This window comes from Pseudomonas sp. A-R-19 (genome assembly GCF_019956575.1).
Classification (GTDB): Bacteria; Pseudomonadota; Gammaproteobacteria; order Pseudomonadales; family Pseudomonadaceae; genus Aquipseudomonas.
Window position 1 is genome coordinate 12,125 of sequence record NZ_JAHBDR010000071.1, and the last position, 25,122, is coordinate 37,246.

A 25,122-nucleotide genomic window follows, 5' to 3' on the forward strand; every position below is an offset into this window, starting at 1 on the left:
ATTCTTGGATTGCCGACAGGTTGTTCCGGCGGCGTGTAGTTTTACTACAAATCTTCCGGCATTTCAGCCCGTCTAATGTATATACGAGTAGTAAAACTACAGATGAGCGGCTTGTGGCCCACGGCTGCGTTGTGAGAATAATCGTTAAGGTTGGTCTTTTTCCAACTACAAAAGGTAAAAGCTTGATGCTGGCTGCCAAAATAAAAGAAATTTCAGCTATTTCTAACTTTTGTTCGACACTCCCTCAGGTAGTGGGTTTTCGAAAACCACTACATGCAGCCCGAAGCACGCCGATCAAGGATAGACCATGAGCCTCCCGCCGATTGCTGAACTGCCCGCCATTCTCCTGCCGTTGGTCACCCGCGCCGAGCAGTCGTTCCGGGCTGCCGTCGCCGCTTTGGACGATGACCGCGGGCTGTCTGCCTGGACACCGGAACGCTGGGCGCAATTTGCCCGCGTCACCGCCGCCAGCGATTTTGTGATTGAACAGTGTGTTCGTGACCCTTTGATGTTGCTGGAGCTGGTGCTGTCCGGCGAACTGGACCGCCGCTTCGCCCCTGGTGAGTTGTGCGCTCAGATCGCGACCGCCGTGAGCGTGGCCGAGACCGAAGATCAACTTGGCCGCGCCTTGCGTCGCCAACGGGCACGCCACCAGGTGCGGATCATCTGGCGCGACCTGACCCGTCAGGCCGACCTCGTCCAGACCTGTCGCGACCTCTCGGACATGGCCGATGCCAGCATCGATCAGGCCTATCAATGGTTGTACGTGCGGCATTGCCAGCAGTTCGGCGTGCCGACCGGCCGGCGCAGCGGCGAACCGCAGCAGATGGTCGTTCTCGGCATGGGCAAGCTCGGCGCCGTGGAGCTGAACCTGTCCTCGGACATCGACCTGATTTTTGCCTACCCCGAAGGTGGCGAAACCGTCGGGGTGAAGCGCGCGCTGGATAACCAGGAGTTCTTCATTCGCCTAGGCCAACGGCTGATCAAGGCCCTGGACCCGATGACCGTCGACGGCTTTGTGTTCCGCGTCGACATGCGCCTGCGTCCGTACGGTTCGTCGGGCGCGTTGGTGCTGAGCTTCAATGCGCTGGAGCAGTATTACCAGGATCAGGGTCGCGACTGGGAGCGCTACGCGATGATCAAGTCGCGGGTGGTGGCCGGCGATCAAGTGGCCGGCGCGCAACTGCAGGATATGCTGCGGCCGTTCGTTTACCGGCGTTACCTGGACTTCTCCGCCATTGAAGCGCTGCGCACCATGAAGCAGTTGATCCAGCAGGAAGTGCGGCGCAAGGGCATGGCCGACAACATCAAGCTGGGTTCCGGCGGTATTCGCGAAGTCGAGTTCATTGCCCAGGCGTTCCAGTTGATTCACGGCGGCCGCGATCTGAGCTTGCAGCAGCGCCCACTATTAAAGGTGTTGAGCACACTGGAAGGCCAGGGTTACCTGCCGCCCGCCGTGATCAGCGAGTTGCGTGAAGGCTACGAATTCCTGCGTTACACCGAACACGCGATCCAGGCGATTGCCGATCGCCAGACGCAAATGTTGCCCGATGGCGAACAGGATCAGGCGCGCATTGCCTTTATGCTGGGTTTCGCCAACTGGACCGCTTTCCACGAACAACTGATGTATTGGCGTGGCCGTGTGGCCTGGCACTTCGGGCAGGTGATCGCCGATCCCGACGAAGAGCAGGGCGCCGAAAGCGAAGTGGTGGTCGGTGGTGAGTGGTTGCCGTTGTGGGAAGAGGCCCAGGACGATGAGGCCGCCTGCCGCCAACTGGAGGAGGGTGGTTTCAAGGATGCCCCCAAGGCCTTGAATGCCTTGGCCGGCTTGCGCGGCAGCCCGCAATTGCGGGCGATGCAGCGACTGGGGCGCGAACGTCTCGATGCGTTCATCCCGCGTTTGCTCGCGCAGGCCGTGGAGCATGCCAATCCGGATCTGGTGCTGGAGCGCGTGCTGCCCCTGGTTGAAGCCGTGGCCCGTCGTTCCGCATACCTTGTGCTGTTGACCGAGAACCCCGGTGCGCTGCGGCGTTTGCTGACGCTGTGCGCGGCGAGCCCGTGGATTGCCGAGCAAATCACCCGTTTTCCGCTGTTGCTCGACGAATTGCTCAACGAAGGCCGGCTGTTCAAGCCGCCACTGGCGCCTGAACTGGCCGCCGAACTGCGCGAGCGCCTGACGCGGATTCCCGAGGACGACCTCGAGCAGCAAATGGAAGCCCTGCGCCACTTCAAGCTGGCGCACCGCTTGCGGGTAGCCGCATCGGAAATCGCCGGCAGCCTGCCACTGATGAAAGTCAGCGATTACCTGACCTGGCTCGCTGAAGCGATCCTGGAGCAAGTGCTGGCACTGGCCTGGCGCCAGACCGTGGCCAAGTACGGCACGCCGCTGCGCACCGATGGCACTTTGTGCGATCCCGGCTTCATCATTGTCGGTTATGGGAAAGTCGGCGGTCTGGAACTCGGGCATGGTTCGGACCTGGACCTGGTGTTCATTCACGACGGCGATCCGCAGGCTGAGACCGACGGACCCAAACCCATCGATGGCGCGCAATTCTTCACCCGTCTGGGGCAACGGATCATTCACTTGCTGACGGCGCAGACCAACTCCGGGCAGTTGTATGAAGTGGACATGCGCCTGCGGCCGTCCGGTGCGTCGGGGTTGCTGGTGAGTTCCTTGGGGGCGTTTGCCCGATATCAGGAGAACGAAGCCTGGACCTGGGAACACCAGGCGCTGGTGCGAGCGCGGGTGCTGGTGGGCAGTCAGGATGTCGGCCAGGCCTTCGAGAAAGTCCGCGCCGCGATACTGGGCAAGACGCGTGATCTGCCGACCCTGCGCCAGGAGGTCAGCGAGATGCGCGCCAAGATGCGCGATAACCTCGGCAGCAAGAGTACGGCGGCCGGCACCGGGGCAAATGCCTTCGAAGCCACGGCGCCGTTCGATATCAAGCAGGACGCCGGAGGTATCGTCGATATTGAATTTATGGTGCAATACGCGGCCCTGGCGTGGTCGGAAACACACCCGCCATTGCTGCGCTGGACGGACAACATCCGCATTCTGGAAGAGCTGGAGCATGAAGGGCTGATGCCCGTCGAAGATGCCGGCCTGTTGCGTGAAGCGTATAAAGCGTACCGTTCCGCCGCCCACCGACAGGCTCTGCAGAAGAACCCGGGGGTGATACCGGCTGACCAGTTCGCGGACGAACGGCGGCAGGTCATGCGGATCTGGCGTGAGCTGGGGCTAGGCTGAAACGGGATATTCGATACGCCAATATTCCCTGTAGGAGCGAGCCTGTGGCGAGGGGGCTTGCCCCCGTTTGAGTGCGTAGCACTCACAAGATCTTTGGTACATCAGAGTTTTTGGGGCTGCTTTGCAGCCCAACGGGGGCAAGCCCCCTCGCCACAAGCTCGCTCCCACGGTAGATCTACGGTGTTTTGTAGAATTCTCGAGGCGGGGAGGCGTAGGCCTCCCCGGTTCGTTTATGGAAACCACATGAAAATTCTGATCGTTGGGCCCAGTTGGGTCGGTGACATGGTGATGGCGCAGACACTTTTCCAGTGTCTGAAACAACGCCACCCGCAATGCGAAATCGACGTGCTGGCCCCCGAGTGGAGCCGGCCGATTCTTGAGCGCATGCCCGAAGTTCGCCAGGCCTTGAGCTTTCCGCTCGGTCACGGCGTGCTGGAACTGGCGACACGTCGGCGCATCGGCAAATCCCTGGCCGGTCAGTACGACCAGGCGATCCTGTTGCCCAATTCCCTGAAGTCGGCGCTGGTGCCGTTCTTTGCCGGTATCCCCAAGCGTACGGGCTGGCGTGGCGAATTCCGCTATGGCTTGCTCAATGACGTGCGCACGCTGGATAAAGATCGTTATCCGCTGATGATCGAGCGCTTCATGGCTCTGGCTTACGAGCCGGGCGTTGAGTTGCCAAAACCCTATCCGCGCCCGACGCTGCAGATCGACCCGGTCACCCGCGAGGCGGCACTGGCCAAATTCGGCCTGACCCTCGACCGTCCGGTGTTGGCCCTGTGCCCCGGCGCCGAGTTTGGCGAGTCCAAGCGCTGGCCGTCCGAGCATTACGCCAAGGTCGCCGAAGCGAAGATCCGCGAAGGCTGGCAAGTCTGGCTGTTCGGTTCGAAAAACGATCACGCCGTGGGCGAAGACATCCGCGCGCGGCTGATTCCCGGCCTGCGCGAAGAATCGGTCAACCTCAGCGGCGGCACCTCGCTGGCCGAAGCCATCGACCTGCTGTCCTGTGCCGATTCCGTGGTGTCCAACGACTCCGGCCTGATGCACGTCGCCGCCGCGCTGAACCGCCCGTTGGTGGCGGTCTACGGCTCGACGTCGCCGGGTTTCACGCCACCGTTGGCCGAGCATGTGGAAATCGTGCGCCTGGGCATCGAGTGCAGCCCGTGCTTCGATCGCACCTGCCGTTTCGGTCATTACAACTGCCTGCGCCAGCTCATGCCGCAGGCCGTGAACGAAGCCTTGCAGCGGTTGCAGGGCACTGTGGTCGAGGTCAAATAGCTTGCGGGTTCTGTTGATCAAGACTTCTTCGCTGGGCGACGTCATTCACGCTTTGCCGGCGTTGACCGATGCGGCGCGGGCGATTCCCGGCATCAAATTCGACTGGGTAGTGGAAGAAGGCTTTGCCGAGATCCCCACCTGGCATCCGGCGGTGGGCAAGGTGATTCCGGTGGCGATCCGTCGCTGGCGCAAGAACATCTGGCAGACCATCAAGAGCGGTGAGTGGAAGCGCTTCAAGCAAAGCGTGCGGGCCACCCAATATGACCTGGTGATCGACGCCCAGGGCTTGCTGAAAAGCGCCTGGTTGACCCGTTACGTCAAGGCGCCGGTGGCCGGCCTCGATAAAAACTCGGCGCGCGAGCCCATCGCTGCGCGCTTTTACAATCGACGCCTGGCCGTTGCCCGTGGGCAACATGCGGTGGAGCGAGTGCGTCAGTTGTTCGCCATCGCGTTGGGCTATGACCTGCCCAAGGGGCTGGGCGACTATGGCTTGAGCGTCGAGCGTCTGGTGGAGTTGCCGCGCAAGAACCCGTACGTGGTGTTTCTGCACGGTACCACCTGGGACACCAAGCACTGGCCCGAAGCCTACTGGCGCGAGCTGACCGAGCGGGTCGGCTACCTTGGCGTCGGTGTGAAACTGCCTTGGGGCAATGCCGTGGAAAAGGCCCGCGCCGAGCGCATCGCCGCAGGTTTCAAGCACGCCGAAGTGTTGCCGAAGCTGAACCTGGCGGGTGTCGGCAAGGTGCTGGCTGGCGCGCAAGCCTGCGTGGCGGTGGATACCGGCCTGGGCCATCTGGCCGCCGCGCTGGATGTGCCGACGCTGTCGCTGTTCGGCCCGACCAATCCGGGCCTGACCGGTGCCTATGGCAAGGTGCAGATTCACCTGGCCAGCGACTTCTCGTGTGCGCCGTGCCTGCAGAAGAAATGCACCTATCAACCGACGGCCGAAGATGCCCGTCAATTTGACCTGAAACGCGAGTGGCCATTGTGCTTCACGCGTCTGAACCCCGAGCGTGTCGCCAGCCGACTGAGCACGTTGTTAATGGCTGAGGAGCTGCGCTGATGCAATTGGCATTTGTCCTGTACAAATATTTTCCGTTTGGCGGCTTGCAGCGCGATTTCATGCGAATCGCCCTGGAGTGCCAGAAGCGTGGTCATCAGATTCGCGTCTACACACTGATCTGGGAAGGCGATGTGCCGCCGGGTTTCGAAGTGCTGGTGGCGCCGGTCAAGGCGTTCTTCAATCATCGGCGCAACGAAAAGCTCAGCGAATGGATGGAGGCGGACCTGGCCAAGCGTCCGGTCGATCGCCTGATCGGCTTCAACAAGATGCCGGGCCTGGACGTCTACTACGCCGCCGACGGCTGCTTCGAAGACAAGGCGCAGAACCTGCGCAACTCGCTGTACCGCCGCTGGGGCCGCTATCGCCACTTCGCCGAGTACGAGCGGGCGGTGTTCGCCAAGGACGCCAAGACCGAAGTGTTGATGATTTCCGAGGTCCAGCAGCCGCTGTTCATCAAGCATTACGACACGCCGCTGGAGCGCTTCCACCTGCTGCCACCGGGCATCGCCCAGGACCGTCGCCGACCGGCCGATGCCGATGAAATTCGTGCCGGGTTCCGCGCCGAATTCGACCTCAAGGACGACGAACTGCTGCTGGTGCAGATCGGCTCCGGGTTCAAGACCAAAGGCGTGGACCGCAGCCTCAAGGCACTGGCGGCATTGCCTGCCGAGTTGAGGAAACGCACCCGGCTGTTTGTAATTGGCCAGGATGACCCCAAGTTATTCCAGATGCAGAGCGCAACATTGGGGCTGGGCGACAACGTCACGTTCCTCAAGGGGCGCAGCGATATCCCGCGTTTCCTGCTGGGTGCAGATCTGTTGATCCACCCGGCGTACAACGAAAATACCGGCACCGTGCTGCTCGAAGCGCTGGTGGCCGGCTTGCCGGTGCTGGTGAGCGCGGTGTGCGGTTACGCCCATTACATTGCCGAGGCCGACGCGGGCCTGGTGCTGGACGAACCGTTCGATCAGGCGCAACTGACGCAATACCTGACCGGCATGTTGAACGACGCTCAAGCAAGGGCGGCCTGGAGCCGCAATGGTCTGGCCTTCGCCGAGACGGCCGACCTCTACAGCATGCCGCAACACGCGGCCGATGTGATTCTGGCGGAGCACGCTTAAATGAAGTTGATGCTGGCTGAACCGTTCAAGAGCCTCTGGGCCGGACGCGACCCGTTCGCCGAAGTCGAGGGGCTTGAGGGCGAGGTGTACCGCGAGCTGGAAGCACGCCGGACATTGCGCACGGAAGTCGACGGCAACGGGTTTTTCGTGAAAATCCACCGTGGCATCGGCTGGGGCGAAATCTTCAAGAACCTGCTCACCGCCAAATTGCCGGTACTCGGCGCGGGCCAGGAGTGGAAGGCGATCCAGCGCCTGCAGGAAGTCGGCGTGCCGACCATGACCGCCGTCGCGTACGGCGAAAAGGGCAGCAACCCGGCCGACCAGCACTCGTTCATCGTCACCGAAGAGCTGGCGCCGACGGTCAGCCTCGAAGATTTCAGCATCAACTGGATCAAGCAGCCGCCCGAGCCAAAACTCAAGCGCGCGCTGATCGCCGAAGTCGCACGCATGACCGGCATGATGCACCGCGCCGGGGTCAACCATCGCGACTGCTACATCTGCCATTTCCTGCTGCACACCGACAAACCGGTGACCTTTGATGACTTCAAACTCTCGGTGATCGACCTGCACCGCGCCCAGACCCGCCCGGCGATCACCTCGCGCTGGCGCAACAAGGATCTGGCCGCGCTGTATTTTTCCGCCCTGGACATCGGCCTGACCCGCCGCGACAAGCTGCGTTTCCTCAAAGGCTACTTCCAGCAACCGTTGCGGCAGATCCTGAGCGAAGAGGCCGGGCTGCTGAACTGGCTCGAAGGCAAGGCCAACAAGCTCTACGAGCGTAAACAGCGATACGGGGATGCGCTCTGATGTCGGGTTGGAAACTGGAACCGGCCTACAGCGAACTGGCCGATGACTTTGGCAGCCTTGAAGCCGTGTTTGCGCTGCAAGGCGAGCGTTTGACCAAGGACCTGTTGTCCGAGGTCATTCGTGTGCAGCGCAATGGCGTCAACTATTACGTCAAACGCTACGTGGGCGCCGGAAAAGGCTTGCGCCGTTATCTCGGCAAGCCACGGGTGAAGATGGAGTGGCAGAACCTCAAGCGTTTCGCCAAGTGGGGCATTCCCACCGCCGAAGTGGTGGCCTGGGGGCTGGAGCGGCGCGGTGCAGCCTACGCTCGCGGCGCGATGATTACCCGGGAATTGCCGCGCACCGAAGACTTGTCGGCACTGGCCGAACGACAGGATCCGAAACTGTCGGATCGTGCCTGGGTCGACGCCATCAGTCGTCAGTTGGCGCAGTACACCCGGACCATGCATGACCACCGCTTCACCCATAATGATCTGAAGTGGCGCAATCTGTTGATCGACGATGAGGCTCGACTGTTCTTGATCGATTGCCCCAACGGCGATTTCTGGCGCGGTTTCTGGCTCAAATACCGCATCACCAAGGATCTGGCGTGCCTGGACAAGGTCGCCAAGTATCAACTGTCGGCTACCCAGCGCCTGCGCTTTTACCTGCAATACCGCAACCGGACCCGGCTCAACGCCGCGGACAAGAAGCGTATCCGGCACGTGGTGAGATTTTTCGAGGGACGCGAATGACTGATTTCCTGGCCGCTGAGGACCGTGCGCTGCTTGAGCGCCATGGCCTTGGCACGTTCGAAGCGCTCTGGGCCAAGCAGCTCGATGCGGTGGACGAACCCAACACCGGTCGCGGCGGCTGGAGCAGCGTGTTTCGGCTGGACCTGGAAGGTCATGGCTACTACCTCAAGCGTCAAAGCAACTACCTGACCCGCACCTTGCGCGCACCCTTCGGCGAGCCGAGTTTCGCTCGCGAGTTTCGCAACATCTCCCGTTACCGGAAGATGGGCATCCCGGCGCTGGAAGCGGTGTTCTACGGGGAGCGCAAGGTCAATGGCGAAGTCCGCGCAATCCTGCTGACCCGTGCCCTGGATGGTTGGGACGACCTCGACTCGCTGTTGCAGCGCTGGAATGAATTGAGCCCCGAGCAGCACTCGGAGATCCTCAAGGCCAGTGGCGAACTGGCCCGGCAGCTGCACGCTGCACGGCAGGTGCATGGCTGCTTCTATCCCAAGCACATTTTCATGCGCGCCACCGGCACCGGCTATCAGGCGCAATTGATCGACCTGGAAAAGACCCGGCCGCTGCTGTACGGGCAGCGCGACCGAATCAAGGACCTGGAACCGCTGACGCGCCGCGCGCCCGAATGGGGTGAATCGCAACTGCGGCAATTGCTGGCCGCCTATCTGGATCAACCGCAGGACAGCACGCTGATCGACAGCTGGCTGCAGCGTTTGACGGCGCGGCGCAGCCAGAAGGGGCCGCGCTGATGCGTTTGTCCGAACTGAAATCCGCTGGCCGTAATCCGGTTTTGCCGCTGAGCGTATCGCTGGCCGACGCTGCCGGCCCTGCCGATCTGCAGCTGCTGAGCCTGTTGCGGGTGTTGCCGGGGCAGCGTTATGTCGGTGCCGGCGTTTGGCGTGGCCGGCCGGTGTTGGCCAAGTTGCTGGTCGGCAGCAAGGCCGCTCGGCACTTCCAGCGTGAACTGGATGGCGTGCGTCTACTCTCCGATCAAGGGCTGACCACGCCGCAGCTGTTGGCCGATGGCCTGAAGGAAGGCGACGGTGGCTGGCTGCTGTTCGAGTTTCTGGAAGGCGCCGAAAGCCTGGGTGAAACCTGGAAACAGGTTGAGCAGCAGCCCGTATTGTCCGATGGACAAGGGGCGGTGCTGGCCGAGGCGTTGGGCGCGATCGGTCAGATGCATCGCAAGGGCCTGTGGCAGGAAGACCTGCACCTGGATAACCTGCTGCGCCAGCGTGGTCGCCTGTACTTGATCGACGGTGCCGGGATTTGCGCCGAAACGCCGGGGCAGCCACTGTCGCGGCAGAAAGTCCTGGAAAACCTCGGGGTGTTCTTCGCCCAGTTGCCGAAGTCGATCGAACCCTTCATTGAAGAGTTGCTGGTGTATTACCTGCTCAGCAATGGCGAACACGCCCTGCCCATGGAAGCGTTGCAGAAGCAGATCGACAAGGTCCGCAGCTGGCGCCTCAAGGACTACCTGATCAAGGTCGGCCGCGAATGCACGCTGTTCAGCGTGCAGCGCGGAGCCTCCGGCTTGCAGGCGATTCGTCGCGAGGAAGAGGCCGCCATGTTGCCGGTGCTGGAGCAGGCCGATGTCTTGCTCGACCGGGGGCATCTGTACAAGACCGGTGGTGCGGCGAGCGTCGGCAAGGTCGAGGTGGATGGCCGCACGCTGGTGATCAAGCGCTACAACATCAAGGGTTTTGCCCACTGGCTCAAGCGCTTCTGGCGTCCGAGCCGGGCCTGGCATTCATGGCGCGAAGGCAATCGCCTGGCGTTCCTCGGGATTGCCACGCCCACGCCGTTGGCGTTGCTGGAGAAGCGTTTTCTGTGGCTGCGCAGCCGTGCCTACTTGATCACCGAGTATCTGCCGGGGCCGGACATCATCGAGCGTTTTGCGCCCTATGTTGAAAGCGGTGATGCACCGGAGTCCGAACTGGCGGCGCTGGATCATCTGTTTGCCGAACTGATTCGTGAGCGCATCAGTCATGGCGACTTCAAGGGGCATAACCTGTTCTGGCAGCAGGATCGCTGGGCGTTGATCGACCTCGACTCGATGTGCCAGCACGGCTCCCTCGGCAGTTTTGCCCCGGCGTACGCAAGGGATCGCGCGCGGTTCATGCGCAACTGGCCTGAAGGCAGTGCCTTGTATCAGGTGATTGATCAGCGTTTGCCCAAAGATATCTCCAGCGCGGCCTGAATCGGACCTTCGGTTCTTTCGCGAGCAAGCCCGCTCCCACAGGGATTGTTGGTGAGCACAAAACGTGTGAACACCTCAGTTCAAACTGTGGGAGCGGGCTTGCTCGCGAAGAGGCCCGAACAGCTAGCGAAATTTAGGGACAAATTCTTGTGATTCGTCCTACGCGATCTTGGGAAGCCATGAACTGTGGCCGAAATCACCCCGATGCTAGCTTGCCTGACGTTTTCGGAGGGCAGACTGTGTCGATCAAAATGGCAGTTTCATCGGGTGTTTTATGTGTATCTCTAATGGGCTGCGGGACCGCCGCCACGGTGCTGCAGGATGAAGCCGAAGCTGCTCACGGGTTGCGCAGGCAAAAGACCTACTGCCAGTCCATTCCCCGGGTCTACAGCGGCCTCGCTTATGACTTTTGCGTATTGAACGCACCGCCCGATCCCACGGGTGTCCTCGTACCGCTCATTCTGCTCGACCTGGCCCTGTCCGGCGCACTGGACACCGCCGTCTTGCCCTATACGATTTACCGGCAAAGCGTGGACGGCAATATCCTTGTCTACTGGCGGCCTTCGCGTGGTTAAAAGCAATCGCAAGGTCACCACCGTGGTTGCTTGCCGCTTGTAGCTAGAGGCTAGCCGCTGCTTTTACGCTATAATCCCGCCCTTTAGCTGTCTCTCGCCCATTGCGAGGGCACATTAATTTTTGAGGCGCTTGCGCCTGCACGCAGACTAAAGAGGCTAGACCCCTGTGGCATTGACGATTCTTGGCCTGTCCGGCGCCCTTAGCCATGATCCTTCCGCAGCCCTGTATATCGACGGCAAGCTGGTCGCTGCGGCTGAAGAAGAGCGCTTCGTACGCGATAAACATGCAAAGAACCGCATGCCCTACGAATCGGCGAAGTTCTGCCTGGAACAGGCCGGTATCAAACCGTCCGACGTTGACGTGGTAGCGATCCCGTTCGCCCCGATCAGCCTGTTCGGCAAGGCTCGCTGGCAGTACGCCAAGCGTTACTGGTACGCCCCGGACCGCGCCCTCGACGCGATCCTGATGGGCAACCGTCGCTACAAGCGCTATCGCAACAAGATCGTCTGGTGCCTGGAACAATTGGGTTTTGATCCGAAGAAGATCAAGATCGAGCCGGTCGAACACCACCTGGCCCACGCCTCCAGCGCTTATCACTGCTCCGGTTTCAAAGAGAAAACCGCGATCCTGGGCATCGACGGCAAGGGCGAGTACGCCACGACCTTCTTCGGTTATGGCGAAAACGGCAAGATCCACAAGATCAAGGAATTCTTCGATCCGGACTCCCTCGGCGGCCTGTACGGCGCGATCACCGAGTTCCTCGGTTTCGACATGCTCGACGGTGAGTTCAAGGTCATGGGCATGGCGCCGTACGGCGACGCCAGCAAATACGATTTCTCGCGCCTGGCTTCGTTCGAAAACGGCGAATTGGTGATCAACACCGACTACGCCAACGTCATCGGCCTGCGTCGTTATAAAGAGAAGGGCAAGGGTTACTACTTTTCGCCGAAGCTGATCGAGTGGCTGGGTCCAAAGCGCGAAGGCGACATCGCCGACGAGCCTTACATCCACTACGCCGCGAGCATTCAAGCGCTGTTCGAAAAAATTTCGCTGCAGATGATCGACTACTACCTGGGCGACGTGCTCAAGCAAACCGGCAAGCTGGCCTACGCCGGTGGCTGTGCGTTGAACGTCAAGCTCAACCAGAAAATCATCGCCCGCGACGACGTCAAGGAGCTGTTCGTACAGCCGGCGTCCGGTGATGCCGGCACTGCGGTCGGCGCTGCCGCCTATGTGTCCCACGCCCGTGGCGTACCGGTCGAGAAGATGGAACACGTCTACCTCGGCCCGTCGTACAGCAACGAAGACGTGATCGCGGCCTGCGCCCGTCACGAGAACAAGCCAACCTGGCGCAAGCTCGACAACATGCCGGAGCAGATCGCCAGGATCATGGTCGATGGCAACCCGGTGGCCTGGTTCCAGGGCCGCATGGAGTTCGGTCCGCGTGCACTGGGCGGTCGTTCGATCATCGGTTGCCCGAGCATTCCCGGCGTGGCTGATCGCATCAACCACCAGATCAAGTTCCGCGAGCGCTGGAGGCCTTTCTGCCCGTCGATGCTCGACACCGTCGCTCCACAGATGATCAAGATCGATCACCCGGCGCCGTTCATGACCTTCACCTTCGAAGTGGCGGAAGAATGGAAAACCCGCGTGCCGGAAGTCGTCCACGAAGACGGCACTTCCCGCGCCCAGGTGCTCAAGCGCGAATACAACCCGCGCTACTACGACATGATGAAGGCGCTGGAAGTGCTCACCGGTAACGGCGTGTCGCTCAACACCTCGCTCAACCGTCGCGGCGAGCCGATGATCTGCTCGCCGACCGACGCCCTGAACATGTTCTTCGGTTCGGATCTACAGTATCTGATCATGGAAGACATCCTGGTGGTCAAAGAGGGCGCGAACGCCTATGACACGTTCGGCTGAACGCCATGTGCTGCAGTTCTGCCACGGCTATGACGGGCCGTTCCTGGACTGCGCACGGCAGTACGCCAGCCTGTTCGCGGGGACCGGTTATCGCGTGACCACGGTGTTTCTCACCGGGGTTGCCGATGCCGAGGTCGCCGCGGGCTGCGCTTCCGACGAAGTGCTGTTCATGGAGTACAGCTCCAAGGCCATTCGTGGCCTGAAGCTGGGGGCCATCGGCGATCTGCGCAAGATCGCCGCCTCGCGCAACTTCAGTTTCTGCATCGCTCACCGCTTCAAGCCTATCTATATCGCCTTGCTCGGTACGTCGTTGCCGGTCATTGGCGTGCACCACGGGTTTGAAGACTACAAGCGCGGCAGCCGCAAACTGTTCGCGCATATTTTCCGCAAGCGCTTGAGTTTGCTCGGCGTGTCCGACGCGGTGCGCGACGACATGCGCTATTGCCTGCCGAAGTGGCCGGCTTCGCGAATTCAGACCTTGTACAACCGTATCGACGTGGACGCCTTGCAAGCCACCCAGGTGTCGGCTCGCGAAGCCCGGGAAACCCTTGGGCTGGCGGCGGATGCCTGGATCGTCGGCAATGTCGGGCGGCTGCATCCGGACAAGGACCAGGCCACGCTGCTGCAGGGTTTCGCCGAGGCGTTGCCGGGGTTGCCGGCCAACAGCCAACTGGTGATTCTCGGTAAAGGTCGCCTGGAGGAAGGCCTCAAGGCCCAGGCCCGGGAGCTTGGCATCGGTGACCGGGTGCTGTTCCTCGGTCAGGTGCCGGATGCGCGCAACTACTTCCGGGCCTTCGATGTGTTCGCCCTGAGTTCCGATCACGAACCGTTCGGCATGGTGCTGCTGGAGGCCATGGCCGCCGGCGTACCCTTGCTCGCCACGGCGTGCGGCGGAGCGAAGGAAGTGGTCGAAGGCGTGGGCATCCTGTTCCCGTTGGGTGATGCCGGGCATCTGGCCCAGGGGCTGCAACACCTGGCCGGCATGGATGATCAGCAACGCCGCCAGTGTGCCGAGTTGATGCTCGAGCGCTTGCGCGAACGCTTCTCCGATCGCGCGGTGCGCGATGCTTTCTGGCACTTGCCACACGTTACCGAACTGGCACAGAGGGGCTGATGCTCAACCGATTTCAAGGCTGGCGCGAGCGTGGCTGGGCGGTAGTCGACGCCTCGACTTACGCCGAAACCTGGCAGCGATATGGCGGCAGCGTCGCGACTCATCCGACGGTGGTCGAACGGCTGGCACAACTGGCCGACATTCCCGTGCGTTACCTGGCCTGGGTGCAGGGTGACGAGGTCAAGGCGGCAATCCCGACATGGGGGCGCGACCTGGCCTTGTCTAAGGACGTGCTCAAGCGCCGCGGCAAGAAAGGGCTGTTCGACCTGGGCAACGCCGAGATCATCCTGCCCGCCGCTGCCGATGCCCAGGTACCTTTGCGCCATCGCGCGCGGTATCTGTCGGCGCTCAACGAAGGTCGTTTCACTGGCATCAGGTTGCAAACCGAACAACTGGCCATGGCCCGCACACCCGAAGAACTGTCGAAAAAGTTTCGCTATAACCAGCGCCGCGAATTGCGCTTGCTCGAAGAGGCCGGTGGCGTGGTGCGAGCGGTGTCCGAGTTTTCCAGCACGGAGCTGGCGGCGATTTACTGCGACCTGTTCCAGCGCCGCTGGGGTTTCCCGGCGACCGGTGCCGAACGCATGGCCGACGTCATCGAGTTGCTGCGCGAGTTGCTGATTGGTTCGGTGATTTTCCTCAACGATGCGCCGATTGCGATTCAACTGGTGTACCGCGTCGAAACCCCGCAGTGGATCAGTGTCGAGTACATCAACGGCGGGGTCGATCCCGAGACTCGCGAGTTCAGCCCTGGCAGTGTGTTGAGTTTCCTCAATACGCAAAGCGCCTGGGAACACGCGCGCGCGCAGGACAAGCCGCTACGCTTTTCCTTCGGTCGCGCCGACCGTGAATACAAGGATCGCTGGTGCAACCCCGTACCGGTCTTCACCGTATGAGCCAAGCCATGAGCCGCAAACAGCAACTGCTCAAGCGCCATCGGCGCAACAAACGCATCGGCCTGTTGATTGCGCTGGTGCTGTTGATCGTCTTGGGTGTGTTGGTGGCCTGGTGGTTGCCGCTGGTGCTCGCGGTCCTCGGCTGGATTGCCCACGAGGCCTGGTTTGCCGACCATCTGTTCTACTCGCCGAAAGACGATTACCAGTACAGCTTTCCCCCGTATACGCCACAGCCCAAGGTGCACCTTAGCGGTGAGCACTTGCGCCTGGACGAAGGCGTGATGCTGGTCGACGACGCGACGTTGGTGTTGGCCCTGCGGGTAAAAAGTACCTGGCTGGGACGATTCCTCGATCCGGTGGTCGAGTTGCTGGGTGGCGAAAACCCTGACCGGCAAACGTTCGAGCGGGGCGTAAACGGCCTGCGTTACCTCAATCTCAGCGGTCAGGCTCAGGCGCTGTCCCGCGGTGACCTGCGCTTGCGCGGGCGTTTCTGCCGCGTACTCGGCGAGCCGGTGCTGTGGGCGCTCGAGCATCCGGATTACCGGCGCCAGCGGGTGATGGTCATCGCGCCCCATGCCGACGACGCCGAACTGGCGGCCTACGGTTTGTACAGCCAGGCCGACGAAACCTGGATCGTTACGCTGACCGCCGGTGAAATCGAAGCCGAACACTACCGGCAGATGGGCCTGAACAAGGCCGACGCGGCCCGCTTGAAAGGCCGCCTGCGCACCTGGGACAGTATTGCCGTGCCGCGTTGGGCCGGCGTGCCCGAGGCCCATTGCGTGCAACTGGGTTATTTCTGCCTGCAACTGGCGAGCATGCAGGCTGCGCCTGCGGTGGCGGCGGGATCGCGGGAAGCGGATATGAGCGATACCCGTCTGTTCCGCCAGTTGAATCCTTTCGCGCTGCCCGGCGATGCCGATGGCGCGCCGACCTGGAACAATCTGCTGGCGGATCTGCGTGAGCTGTTGTTGCGGGCCCGGCCCGAAGTCATCGTCCTGCCGCATCCGACCCTGGATCCGCATCCCGATCATATCTGTGCCCAGGCGGCAGTCCTCGAAGCCTTGCAAGGCCTGGACTGGCAGCCGACTACGCTATTGGGCTATGCCAACCACCTGCATGACAACGACCGCTGGCCGATGGGCGATTCCGGTGATGGCATCGCCTTGCCGCCGGCCTTCGATTCGGCCCAGCCGATGCAGCCTTACTGCCTGCCGATGCCGCTGGAGCAACAGCGCGACAAGGCCATGGCGTTGGGGATGATGCACGACCTGCAACCGGCGATGCCGTTCAAGCGTCGCTTGCGTCGGCTGATTCAGCGGGTGTTGGCTGGTCGGTTGCCGCCAACCTATGGCGAGAACGAATTCTTTCGCAAGGCAGTCCGGCGCCACGAGCTTTTGTGGTCCATCAAGCACACACCAGGCAATGTTTCTCAGCGGGGAGAGTTATGAGTCAGCGGTCAAAGGTCCTGCAACTGCAGCCTGACTACAACGTCAAAGCCCATGATTTCGCCGACCTCGCGGAGCAGATCGTCAAGGCCCTGCCCAGTGATCGCTATGAAGTGACCGCTGCGTTTTTGCGCGGTAAACCCGGGCCGGGCGAAGCGGTGAGCCGGGCCGACCGTTCGGTGTACTTCGAATTTTCCGACAAGTCCCTCAAGGGCATGCGCCTGCGGGCGATGTGGCAGCTGTACAAGTTCTGCCGTCGGGAAAAGTTTGACGTGGTGATCTGCAACCGCTTCAAGCCGGTGAACATGATGCTGGCGCTCAACCGCTGGTTGAAAGTGCCGCTGTGCATCGGCATTTCCCACGGCTTTGGCGAGTACGACCGTTTTTACCGGCGCCGCCAGACCCAGCGTCTGATCGATCGTCACTGGCGTTTCGTTGGCGTGTCGCCTGCAGTGAAACAGTATCTGCTGGACTGTGACTGCGGCTTCACCGACCAGAATACCTACGCCATCACCAATGCCATCGACATCGAGCAAGCCGAAAGCCTGCAACACAGTCGTGAAAAGGCCCGTGAAATGTTGGGCATCGATCCGTCGGTGCGGCTGATCGGTGCGTTGGGGCGACTGGTCCCGGTCAAGGGTCATATCTATCTGCTGCAGGCCTTTGCCGCGCTCAAGGACAAATACCCGAACACCCAGCTGGCAATCATTGGTGCCGGTCGCGAAGAGTCGCGCCTGGCTGCGGAAATCGACCGCCTCGGCCTCAGCGGTCGCGCCCATTTGCTGGGGTTCAAGGAAATTGCCCTGCAGTACATCCGCGCTTTCGATATCTGGACCATGCCCTCCCTGGCCGAAGGCCTCGGGCTGGCGCTGCTTGAAGGCATGAGCGGGCATTTGCCGGTGATTGCCTCGAACGTGCCGGCCATGTTGCCGCTCATCGAGGGCGCCGGTGGCCTGGCGATTACACCGAAGGATGTACCGACGCTGCAGGCTGCGCTGGACACTTACCTGGGGCTGTCGGATGACGAGCTCAAGGCCAAGGGCGAGCAGGCTTTCCGTTATTTGCAACAACACCATGACATCGAGGAATTCCGTCGCGAATACCTCAATCTGATCGACTCCGGCCTGGAACAGGCCCGCAAGGAACAACCATGAACGACGCGCAACCCATCGTCACGGTCATTATCGCGTCGTACAACCACGCCCCTTACATCGAGGAAAGCATTCTCAGCGTCCTCAACCAGACCTATCAGAATATTGAGTTGCTGGTGATCGACGATGGCTCGAAGGATGACAGCGTCGAGCGGATCAAGGCGTTGCAGGCCATCCATGGTTTCGACTTCCGGGTTCAGGAAAACCAGGGGCTGACCAATACCCTCAACGGTGCGATTGCCCGGGCAAAGGGCAGCCTGATCGTGCCGTTCGGTTCGGATGACATCATGTTGCCCGAGCGAATTGCCACCCAGGTCGCGCATATGGACGGCAAGCCCGAGGTCGGAATCTGCGCCGGCAACATCGAGCTGATCGATGCCGACGGCAATCTCTATCCGGAGAAGCGCCAGCGCCGGGATGTGCCGTTCCGTCGCCTGGACTTCGATGACATGTTCCTCGAGCGCAAGCCCTATCCTCCGGCTCCGACCCTGATGATCCGTCGCGAAGCGCTGGAGAAGGTGGGCGGTTTCGATCCGACCATTCGCCTGGAAGACTTGCTGATCGAGTTGAAGGTGACCCATGCCGGTTATTTCATCGATGGTCTGAATGTGTTGATGGCGCGCTATCGCAAGCACGCCACCAACTCCTACAAGAACCACCGTTTCATGATCGACAGCATCCTGCGTACCTACGCGCTCTTCAGCGATCACCCGCTGTATGACGAGGTGCGCTACAAGTTTCTCAATTCCATGTTCCTCAAGACCGCCAACCGTGATCGCAAGCTGGCGCGTGAGTTGCTGGCGCAGATTCCGTTCAAGGCCTGGAACAAAAAAACCTGGCGTGGGCTGGGCCGGATGTATTTCTCACGGCTGGAGAAAGACTGAGCCAACGCGCTGATCGCGATCAGCGCATTGGTTTCTGTCATCAACGAGTCTGGGTCGGAGAGCTTGCGGCCAGCACTTGCCTGCGCAAATTATCCACGTCGGTTTGCGAAGCTACAGCGGCGTAGCCCAGCAACAGCGCTTCGAAGTGATCCTCGAACAACCAATGGCGATCTTCTGCGTAGCGCTGCATATGGCGCAGATTGCGCCGACGCAGGGAAGGGCTCAGAGAAGACGGGTAAATTCGCAGGTCGGCGAGGTCGATCAGGCCGAACTCGCCGTCTTCCAGCACCAGCACATTGCCCAGGTGCAGGGAGCGGAAATAGACCCCTTGCTGATGCAGTTGAGCCATGAACTTGCCGAAACGCTCCACCAGTGCCTGGCGTACCGCCGGGGCGGTGATGCCTTGCAGGATCTGGCGCAGGGTGTTGCCCGGCAACGGAGAGTAGTGCACAGCGGTGCTGCCGTCTTCGAATCGGTAAAGGTCGAGGATCTGCGGTGTCGGGATGCCCATGCTGCGCAGTTGCACGCTGTTGACGGCAAAACGATCGGAGTAGGGCGTGAAGCTGCCCGAGGTATACCAGCGGCGGCGGCGGAACAGCTTGAGAAAGCTGCCGTCGGTCAGGCGCAGGACTTTGGGCCCCAAACCGTCTTCCTCGATGATCCGGGCATCGGCCGTCAGTTGTTGCAGGGCGCTTGGCGACGCGGTCTTGATCGGCTTGTCCAGCAGGCGCCTGGCCCGTTGATTGATGCTCAATGCGGCAATCAGCGCCAAGGGGATCCACAGCAGGAACCAGTGTTCCTTGGGACGAGAGATAATCCCGCCGCCTTCGGTCAGGCCCGCACCGATGCCGAAGGCCAGCCAGGCCGAGGCAATGATGAGCAGCGGTTGCACGCGATGGCGCAGGCTACCGATGAAGCTTCGCGCGAGGAAGAACAGCCATGGCAGAAAACCGATAATGCCGACGTAGTAGAGCACGCCAAGCGCGAAGTTATGGGGCTCAGAAAGAGGGTAGCCGACGCCTGGGTCCAGGCTCAGTTCGGCGTTGTAGCCGTGCCCGATCCATGGATGATCAGCGATCCTGCCCAGGGCCAATTGCCAGAGCTCGATACGGAAGGAGCTGCCTCTTTCGAGGATCTTGTCGGTAAATAGCGCGAAAGTCGCCGCTCCGGCGATAAACATCGAGGCAAGCAGGAGGGCCGAGCGTCGATTCCAGCAGATGACGCACAGCCAGAGCGCAGCGACCGTCAGTGCAACCAGTGGAGTCCTGGAGCCGGTGGCCAGCACCGTGGCGAACATGATCGCCATCGCCGGTAGGCTCAACCAAAGGACCTGGGGTCGTTTGCAGGTCATGCTCAGGCTCAGCCAGTAGGTACAGAAAAAGCCGAAGACGTGGGAGCTGAGCAATGGATTGTCGAACGCGCCGACACCGATCAGGCGCATTTCCGGCTCGTAGATCAGGCCGAACCTGTACAGGTTGTAGGCAGAGATGATCAACGCCACCGTCGCGGCGCAGAACAGCAGGGGTTGAATGATTTCGCTGCGATAGCGCACCAGCAGGTAGCAGCCAACGAACAGCATCAGGGTATGCAATGGCGGTTTGAACTGACCAAAGTCGATGTCGTCGCCTGGCCCCCAGTTCAGGCTGAGCATCGCCCACGCCAAAAACAGCAGGACTGCAACGACGATCGGTTCGTGCAGCAGTTCCTTGGCGAGCCGCGGACGCAAGCACAGTGCAATCAGTGCCGGAATGCTGAACAGGCCATAGTAAAGCTTGTGATGCACGCTGCGCCCCGGCAGGAAAAACAGTGCACAAAGCAACAATAAGTAACCGAGCGGAAGGATCCACAAGCAAATGAAATCGAAGATTCTACTGGACGTGCTGTTCAAAGCGTTTAATTGCATGCTGAGTAACTTATTCCTGAATTAAGCGACCGTACCAAGGCAGGGACATCGGGTGGCTATTTGACGCGCCACAATACACAAGCTGTATGCGATTGCCAGAACCCTGAGGAAGCTGTGCTAAAGTCAGCGTCCTTTTCATCGACATTCGCGTGATATGACCGACTCCAGTCTCTCCGCAAGCCCATCGAGCTTGAAAATCTACTTCCGTCTGCTCGGCTATGTCCGGCCGTACATCAGCCTGTTCCTGATCAGCATCGTCGGTTTTCTGATTTTCGCTTCGACGCAGCCAATGCTGGGCTACATCCTCAAGTACTTCGTCGACGGTCTGTCCAACCCTGAAGCAGCGCTGTTTCCAACCGTGCCCTACCTGCGCGACCTGCAACTGCTGCAGGCGGTGCCGTTGTTGATCATCCTGATCGCCGCGTGGCAGGGCTTGGGGTCGTACCTGGGCAACTACTTCCTGGCCAAGGTTTCCCTGGGCCTGGTCCATGACTTGCGGGTCCAGTTGTTCAACAACCTGCTGGTGTTGCCGAACCGGTATTTCGACAAGCATAACTCGGGGCACCTGATTTCTCGTATCACCTTCAACGTGACCATGGTCACGGGGGCGGCAACGGATGCGATCAAGGTCGTAATTCGTGAAGGCATGACGGTGATCTTCCTGTTTGCCTCGCTGCTGTTCATGAACTGGCGCCTGACGCTGGTCATGGTCGCCATCCTGCCGCTGATTGCCATCATGGTGCGCACGGCCAGCAAGAAATTCCGCAAGCAGAGCAAGAAAATCCAGCTGGCCATGGGGGACGTGACGCATGTGGCGTCCGAAACCATCCAGGGCTATCGCGTGGTGCGCAGCTTCGGCGGTGAAAAATACGAAGAGAAACGCTTCTTCGACGCCAGCCAGAGCAACACCGACAAGCAATTGCGCATGACCCGCACCGGCGCCATCTACACGCCGATGCTGCAATTGGTGATCTACACCGCGATGGCCGTGCTGATGTTCCTCGTGCTGTTCCTGCGGGGCGATGCATCCGCCGGCGACATGGTGGCCTACATCACCCTGGCTGGCCTGTTGCCCAAGCCGATTCGCCAGCTGTCGGAAGTCAGCTCGACCATCCAGAAGGGTGTGGCCGGTGCCGAAAGCATCTTCGAGCAACTGGATGTCGCGCCCGAAGTCGATACCGGCACCGTCGAGCGTGACGTTGTCAGCGGTCGCCTGGACGTACGCAACCTCAGCTTCACCTACCCTGACACCGAGCGTCAGGTACTCAATGACATCAGTTTCTCCGTTGAACCCGGGCAAATGGTGGCGCTGGTGGGGCGCTCCGGCAGCGGCAAGTCGACCCTGGCCAACCTGATCCCACGCTTCTATCACCACGACAAGGGCGAAATCCTCATCGATGGCGTCGAAGTGGAACAGTACAAACTGTTGAACCTGCGCAAGCACATCGCCCAGGTGACTCAGCACGTGACCCTGTTCAGCGACACCGTGGCCAACAACATCGCCTACGGCGACCTGGCCGGCGCGCCGCGTGAAGACATTGAAAAAGCGGCCAAGGACGCCTACGCAATGGACTTCATTGCTCAATTGCCTCAAGGCCTGGACACCCAGGTTGGGGAAAACGGCGTGCTGCTGTCCGGTGGCCAGCGTCAGCGCCTGGCGATTGCCCGGGCGCTGTTGAAGAATGCTCCTTTGCTGATTCTCGATGAGGCGACTTCGGCACTCGATACCGAGTCCGAGCGGCATATTCAGGCAGCCCTGGATCAGGTCATGAAAGGTCGCACCACGCTGGTGATCGCTCACCGCCTGTCGACCATCGAGAAGGCCGACCTGATCCTGGTCATGGATCAGGGGAAAATCGTCGAGCGCGGTACCCACGATCAACTGCTGGCGCAAAAGGGCTACTACTCGCGCCTCAATGCGATGGGCCTCGACGCCCCGGCCGAAGACATCGCCTGACCCGCAAAGGGCGAGCCTGGCTCGCCCTTTCGCACGCCCGGCGTGCAATGCGCCCGGTGCTTTGTATCCAGTCCTATACGATACACATGCCCTGAAAACGGGCGATGCGTGCCGTCGCCTGGCGGGGTTTCTGCTCAAAAAATGAGCAATAAAGCCCGGCGAATCATCCGGTTGCAGCCACCGCACAAGCCGACACCAACCCTGTGTTAATATCGCGCCCCTGTTCATTCTGTATGTGGGTTGCACCATGAAGTTGTCCATGCCGCGATTCGATCAAGCCCCTGTCTTGGTGGTCGGCGATGTCATGCTCGACCGTTACTGGCATGGTGGTACCTCACGGATTTCTCCTGAGGCGCCGGTGCCGGTGGTCAAGGTCGATCACATCGAGGACCGTCCGGGCGGCGCAGCCAACGTTGCCTTGAACATTGCCGCCCTGGGGGCCCCTGCCTCGCTGGTCGGTGTAACCGGTGACGATGAAGCCGCCAACAGCCTGGTCAACAGCCTCAAGGGCGCCGGCGTGCGGGCCATCTTCCAGCGCATTGCGCACCAGCCGACCATCGTCAAGCTGCGGGTCATGAGCCGTCACCAGCAATTGCTGCGTATCGACTTCGAAGAACCCTTCGCCACTGACGCGCTGGCGCTGGCCGCGCAGGTCGACGAGTTGCTCGAAGGCATCAAGGTGCTGGTGCTGTCCGACTACGGTAAAGGCGCGCTGAAAAACCATCAGGCGCTGATCCAGGCCGCCCGTGCCCGTGGCATTCCGGTGCTGGCCGATCCCAAGGGCAAGGATTTCTCGATCTACCGCGGTGCGAGCCTGATCACGCCGAACCTCAACGAATTCGAAACCATCGTCGGTGGTTGCGCCGATGAGCACGAACTGGTCAACAAGGGCGCGCAACTGATGCACGACCTGGACCTCGGTGCCTTGCTGGTGACCCGTGGCGAGCACGGCATGACCTTGCTGCGTCCGGATCATCCGGCGCTGCACTTGCCAGCCCGTGCCCGTGAGGTGTTCGACGTGACCGGTGCCGGCGATACGGTGATTTCCACCCTGGCGGCCGCGATTGCTGCGGGTGAAGAGCTGCCTCACGCGGTGGCCCTGGCGAACCTGGCGGCCGGTATCGTGGTCGGCAAGCTCGGTACGGCGGCCATCAGTGCGCCGGAACTGCGTCGCGCGATCCAGCGCGAGGAGGGTTCCGAGCGCGGTGTGCTGGGTCTTGAGCAGTTGTTGCTGGCGGTCGATGATGCTCGCGCGCACAACGAACGGATCGTGTTCACCAACGGTTGCTTCGACATCCTGCACGCCGGTCACGTGACCTATCTGGAACAGGCGCGGGCCCAGGGCGATCGCCTGATCGTGGCGATCAACGACGATGCATCGGTCAGCCGCCTGAAAGGGCCGGGCCGTCCGATCAATAGTGTCGACCGACGTATGGCGGTACTGGCCGGCCTGGGGGCGGTGGATTGGGTGATCAGCTTCCCTGAAGGCACACCGGAAAACCTGCTGAGCGCGGTCAAGCCGGACGTGCTGGTCAAGGGTGGCGACTACGGGATCGACCAGGTGGTCGGCGCGGACATCGTGACGGCCTACGGCGGTACCGTGAAAGTGCTGGGGCTGGTGGAAAACAGCTCGACCACGGCGATTGTCGAGAAGATTCGCAAGTCCTGATTTGTGGCGAGGGGGCTTGCCCCCGTTGGGCTGCGAAGCGGCCCTGAAATTTGCCACCGCGATGTGCCAGGCACTCCGCGTGCGATGATTTACGACTGCTTCGCAGCCGAACGGGGGCAAGCCCCCTCGCCACAAAAGCTCTCGCCACAAAAGCCCTGCCACAGAAGCGCGCTAGTCGCCCCTATCGTGCCGCCTTGCGCGGCACGATTTTCTTCAGCAACAACTTGGCCTTGCCACGCAACCGCGCCAAACCCGAATCCTTCCCCGGCGGGGTCAAGCCCTGCTGTCTCACCCAGTCCTTCCAGCGAATCCGCTCATCGCGCACCAGCCAGCCTTCCTGTCGGGCAAAACTCTCGGCCAGGTACAGGCCGCGCGTGCTGGCCGGGTACAACTGATCCTTCTTCAAGGTGTAGAGCTCAGCCATCGGGTGGCCGTCCTGCAAGGGCATCAAGTACAGGTCGGGGCGTTTGCGGTCGAGGCGGGCGACGAGTTGATCGCCTTCCAGTCTTTCATCGACATGGAACAGGCTCAGGGATTTGGCTTCCTTGGGAACGTCCAGGCGCAAGTCGTAAATCAGCTGCAGTGACGCCGTTGGCAAATGCACATAAGCCCGCGGACGCTCCATCAGCATCAGATTGGCGCAACGTACCGGCCGCGCCGAGCCGGACAGTGGCGACAAGCGAAATGGCAGGGCTTCACGGTAATGCAGGGCGGCCGAGTAAGGCGCCGGCAGCCAGGTGTCATTGAAGCGCCCACCGAGCCAGCCTTCGGGAGTTTCCAGCAGGCATTCTTCGGCTATCTCCTGGATCGCCGTGTGCAAGGGCAGGTTCAGTTCATGGGCCGGCACGTAGCCGGAAATCAGCTTGAGCACCACATCGCCACGGTCCTGCCGGCGTTGGCGCACCAGCACCCAATAGTCGCGATTCTGCCAATGCAGGGTCAGGCGTACCGAAACCCCGAGATTGGCCAGTTCGAGTGCAAACCGTTCACTGTCGCCGACCGTCACCGGGCGCCGACGTTGCAGGGTCTGGGAAAAATTCAGCGGCCTGCCGACGCTCTGATAAGCCAGGCCTTCGGGGGTCGCTTCGACGAATAACGGCAGGGTCTTGAAGTTGCTCGGGTTCTTTCTGATGAGCGTACGCGACATGTCG

At 61.2% G+C, this 25,122-nt stretch carries 19 protein-coding genes; 17 read left to right on the forward strand and 2 right to left on the reverse strand.

Annotation, left to right across the window (positions count from 1 at the left end; genetic code table 11):
• The first annotated feature begins 307 nt into the window (after positions 1-307).
• The 15 genes from glnE (at position 308) to KGA88_RS20155 (ending at position 18,442) form a co-directional block, all read left to right on the forward strand.
• Entirely contained in the window at positions 308-3,247 is a 2,940-nt protein-coding gene (gene glnE / locus KGA88_RS20085) for a bifunctional [glutamate--ammonia ligase]-adenylyl-L-tyrosine phosphorylase/[glutamate--ammonia-ligase] adenylyltransferase (RefSeq protein WP_223593857.1), read from the forward strand.
• A gap of 243 nt (positions 3,248-3,490) precedes the next feature.
• Positions 3,491-4,525 (forward strand): lipopolysaccharide heptosyltransferase II, encoded by a 1,035-nt coding sequence (gene waaF / locus KGA88_RS20090; protein WP_223593858.1) that lies wholly within the window; start codon positions 3,491-3,493, stop codon positions 4,523-4,525.
• 1 nt (position 4,526) lies between these two features.
• Positions 4,527-5,588, forward strand: a complete 1,062-nt coding sequence (gene waaC / locus KGA88_RS20095) for a lipopolysaccharide heptosyltransferase I (RefSeq protein WP_110662048.1) — start codon at positions 4,527-4,529, stop codon at positions 5,586-5,588.
• Positions 5,588-6,709, forward strand: coding sequence for a glycosyltransferase family 4 protein (locus tag KGA88_RS20100; RefSeq protein ID WP_223593860.1), 1,122 nt, complete (start codon positions 5,588-5,590; stop codon positions 6,707-6,709). Before waaC ends, KGA88_RS20100 begins: the two co-directional genes overlap by 1 nt.
• Entirely contained in the window at positions 6,710-7,516 is an 807-nt protein-coding gene (gene rfaP / locus KGA88_RS20105) for a lipopolysaccharide core heptose(I) kinase RfaP (protein WP_223593862.1), read from the forward strand.
• Positions 7,516-8,250: a lipopolysaccharide kinase InaA family protein gene (locus KGA88_RS20110; protein WP_110662051.1), complete on the forward strand. Its 735-nt coding sequence runs from the start codon at positions 7,516-7,518 to the stop codon at positions 8,248-8,250. Before rfaP ends, KGA88_RS20110 begins: the two co-directional genes overlap by 1 nt.
• The gene (locus tag KGA88_RS20115) at positions 8,247-8,999 is read left to right on the forward strand and encodes a lipopolysaccharide kinase InaA family protein (RefSeq protein ID WP_110662052.1); all 753 of its coding nucleotides are present in this window, start codon (positions 8,247-8,249) and stop codon (positions 8,997-8,999) included. The genes KGA88_RS20110 and KGA88_RS20115 overlap by 4 nt, the downstream gene beginning before the upstream one ends.
• The gene (locus KGA88_RS20120) at positions 8,999-10,450 is read left to right on the forward strand and encodes a lipopolysaccharide kinase InaA family protein (RefSeq protein ID WP_223593864.1); all 1,452 of its coding nucleotides are present in this window, start codon (positions 8,999-9,001) and stop codon (positions 10,448-10,450) included. The genes KGA88_RS20115 and KGA88_RS20120 overlap by 1 nt, the downstream gene beginning before the upstream one ends.
• 239 nt (positions 10,451-10,689) lie before the next feature.
• Positions 10,690-11,025, forward strand: coding sequence for a YceK/YidQ family lipoprotein (locus KGA88_RS20125; protein ID WP_223593866.1), 336 nt, complete (start codon positions 10,690-10,692; stop codon positions 11,023-11,025).
• A 166-nt stretch (positions 11,026-11,191) separates the two neighbouring features.
• Positions 11,192-12,949, forward strand: a complete 1,758-nt coding sequence (locus KGA88_RS20130) for a carbamoyltransferase (RefSeq protein WP_110662317.1) — start codon at positions 11,192-11,194, stop codon at positions 12,947-12,949.
• A complete protein-coding gene (locus tag KGA88_RS20135) occupies positions 12,933-14,063 on the forward strand; it encodes a glycosyltransferase (protein ID WP_223593868.1) in 1,131 nt (376 codons plus the stop codon). Before KGA88_RS20130 ends, KGA88_RS20135 begins: the two co-directional genes overlap by 17 nt.
• Positions 14,063-14,959 (forward strand): antimicrobial resistance protein Mig-14, encoded by an 897-nt coding sequence (locus tag KGA88_RS20140; protein WP_223593870.1) that lies wholly within the window; start codon positions 14,063-14,065, stop codon positions 14,957-14,959. The genes KGA88_RS20135 and KGA88_RS20140 overlap by 1 nt, the downstream gene beginning before the upstream one ends.
• A gap of 8 nt (positions 14,960-14,967) precedes the next feature.
• Complete coding sequence (locus tag KGA88_RS20145; protein WP_110660440.1) at positions 14,968-16,410, forward strand: PIG-L deacetylase family protein; 1,443 nt, start codon at positions 14,968-14,970, stop codon at positions 16,408-16,410.
• On the forward strand, positions 16,407-17,561 hold the full coding sequence (locus KGA88_RS20150; protein ID WP_110660438.1) for a glycosyltransferase family 4 protein: 1,155 nt from the start codon (positions 16,407-16,409) through the stop codon (positions 17,559-17,561). Before KGA88_RS20145 ends, KGA88_RS20150 begins: the two co-directional genes overlap by 4 nt.
• Positions 17,558-18,442, forward strand: coding sequence for a glycosyltransferase (locus tag KGA88_RS20155; protein ID WP_110660437.1), 885 nt, complete (start codon positions 17,558-17,560; stop codon positions 18,440-18,442). The genes KGA88_RS20150 and KGA88_RS20155 overlap by 4 nt, the downstream gene beginning before the upstream one ends.
• A gap of 40 nt (positions 18,443-18,482) precedes the next feature.
• Here KGA88_RS20155 and KGA88_RS20160 read toward each other — a convergent pair whose 3' ends face one another.
• Positions 18,483-20,345 carry a bifunctional O-antigen ligase/aminoglycoside phosphotransferase family protein gene (locus KGA88_RS20160; protein WP_223593873.1) on the reverse strand — a complete coding sequence of 621 codons (1,863 nt, stop codon included), beginning with the start codon at positions 20,343-20,345 and terminating at the stop codon, positions 18,483-18,485.
• A 154-nt stretch (positions 20,346-20,499) separates the two neighbouring features.
• On the opposite strand from KGA88_RS20160, the gene msbA reads away from it, so the two are divergent.
• Positions 20,500-22,302, forward strand: coding sequence for a lipid A export permease/ATP-binding protein MsbA (gene msbA, locus KGA88_RS20165; protein WP_110660435.1), 1,803 nt, complete (start codon positions 20,500-20,502; stop codon positions 22,300-22,302).
• A gap of 247 nt (positions 22,303-22,549) precedes the next feature.
• Positions 22,550-23,971 (forward strand): bifunctional D-glycero-beta-D-manno-heptose-7-phosphate kinase/D-glycero-beta-D-manno-heptose 1-phosphate adenylyltransferase HldE, encoded by a 1,422-nt coding sequence (gene hldE, locus KGA88_RS20170; protein WP_110660434.1) that lies wholly within the window; start codon positions 22,550-22,552, stop codon positions 23,969-23,971.
• 181 nt (positions 23,972-24,152) lie between these two features.
• On the opposite strand, the gene KGA88_RS20175 is transcribed toward hldE, so the two are convergent.
• Positions 24,153-25,118, reverse strand: coding sequence for a hypothetical protein (locus KGA88_RS20175; protein WP_046039764.1), 966 nt, complete (start codon positions 25,116-25,118; stop codon positions 24,153-24,155).
• Positions 25,119-25,122: the final 4 nt, after the last annotated feature.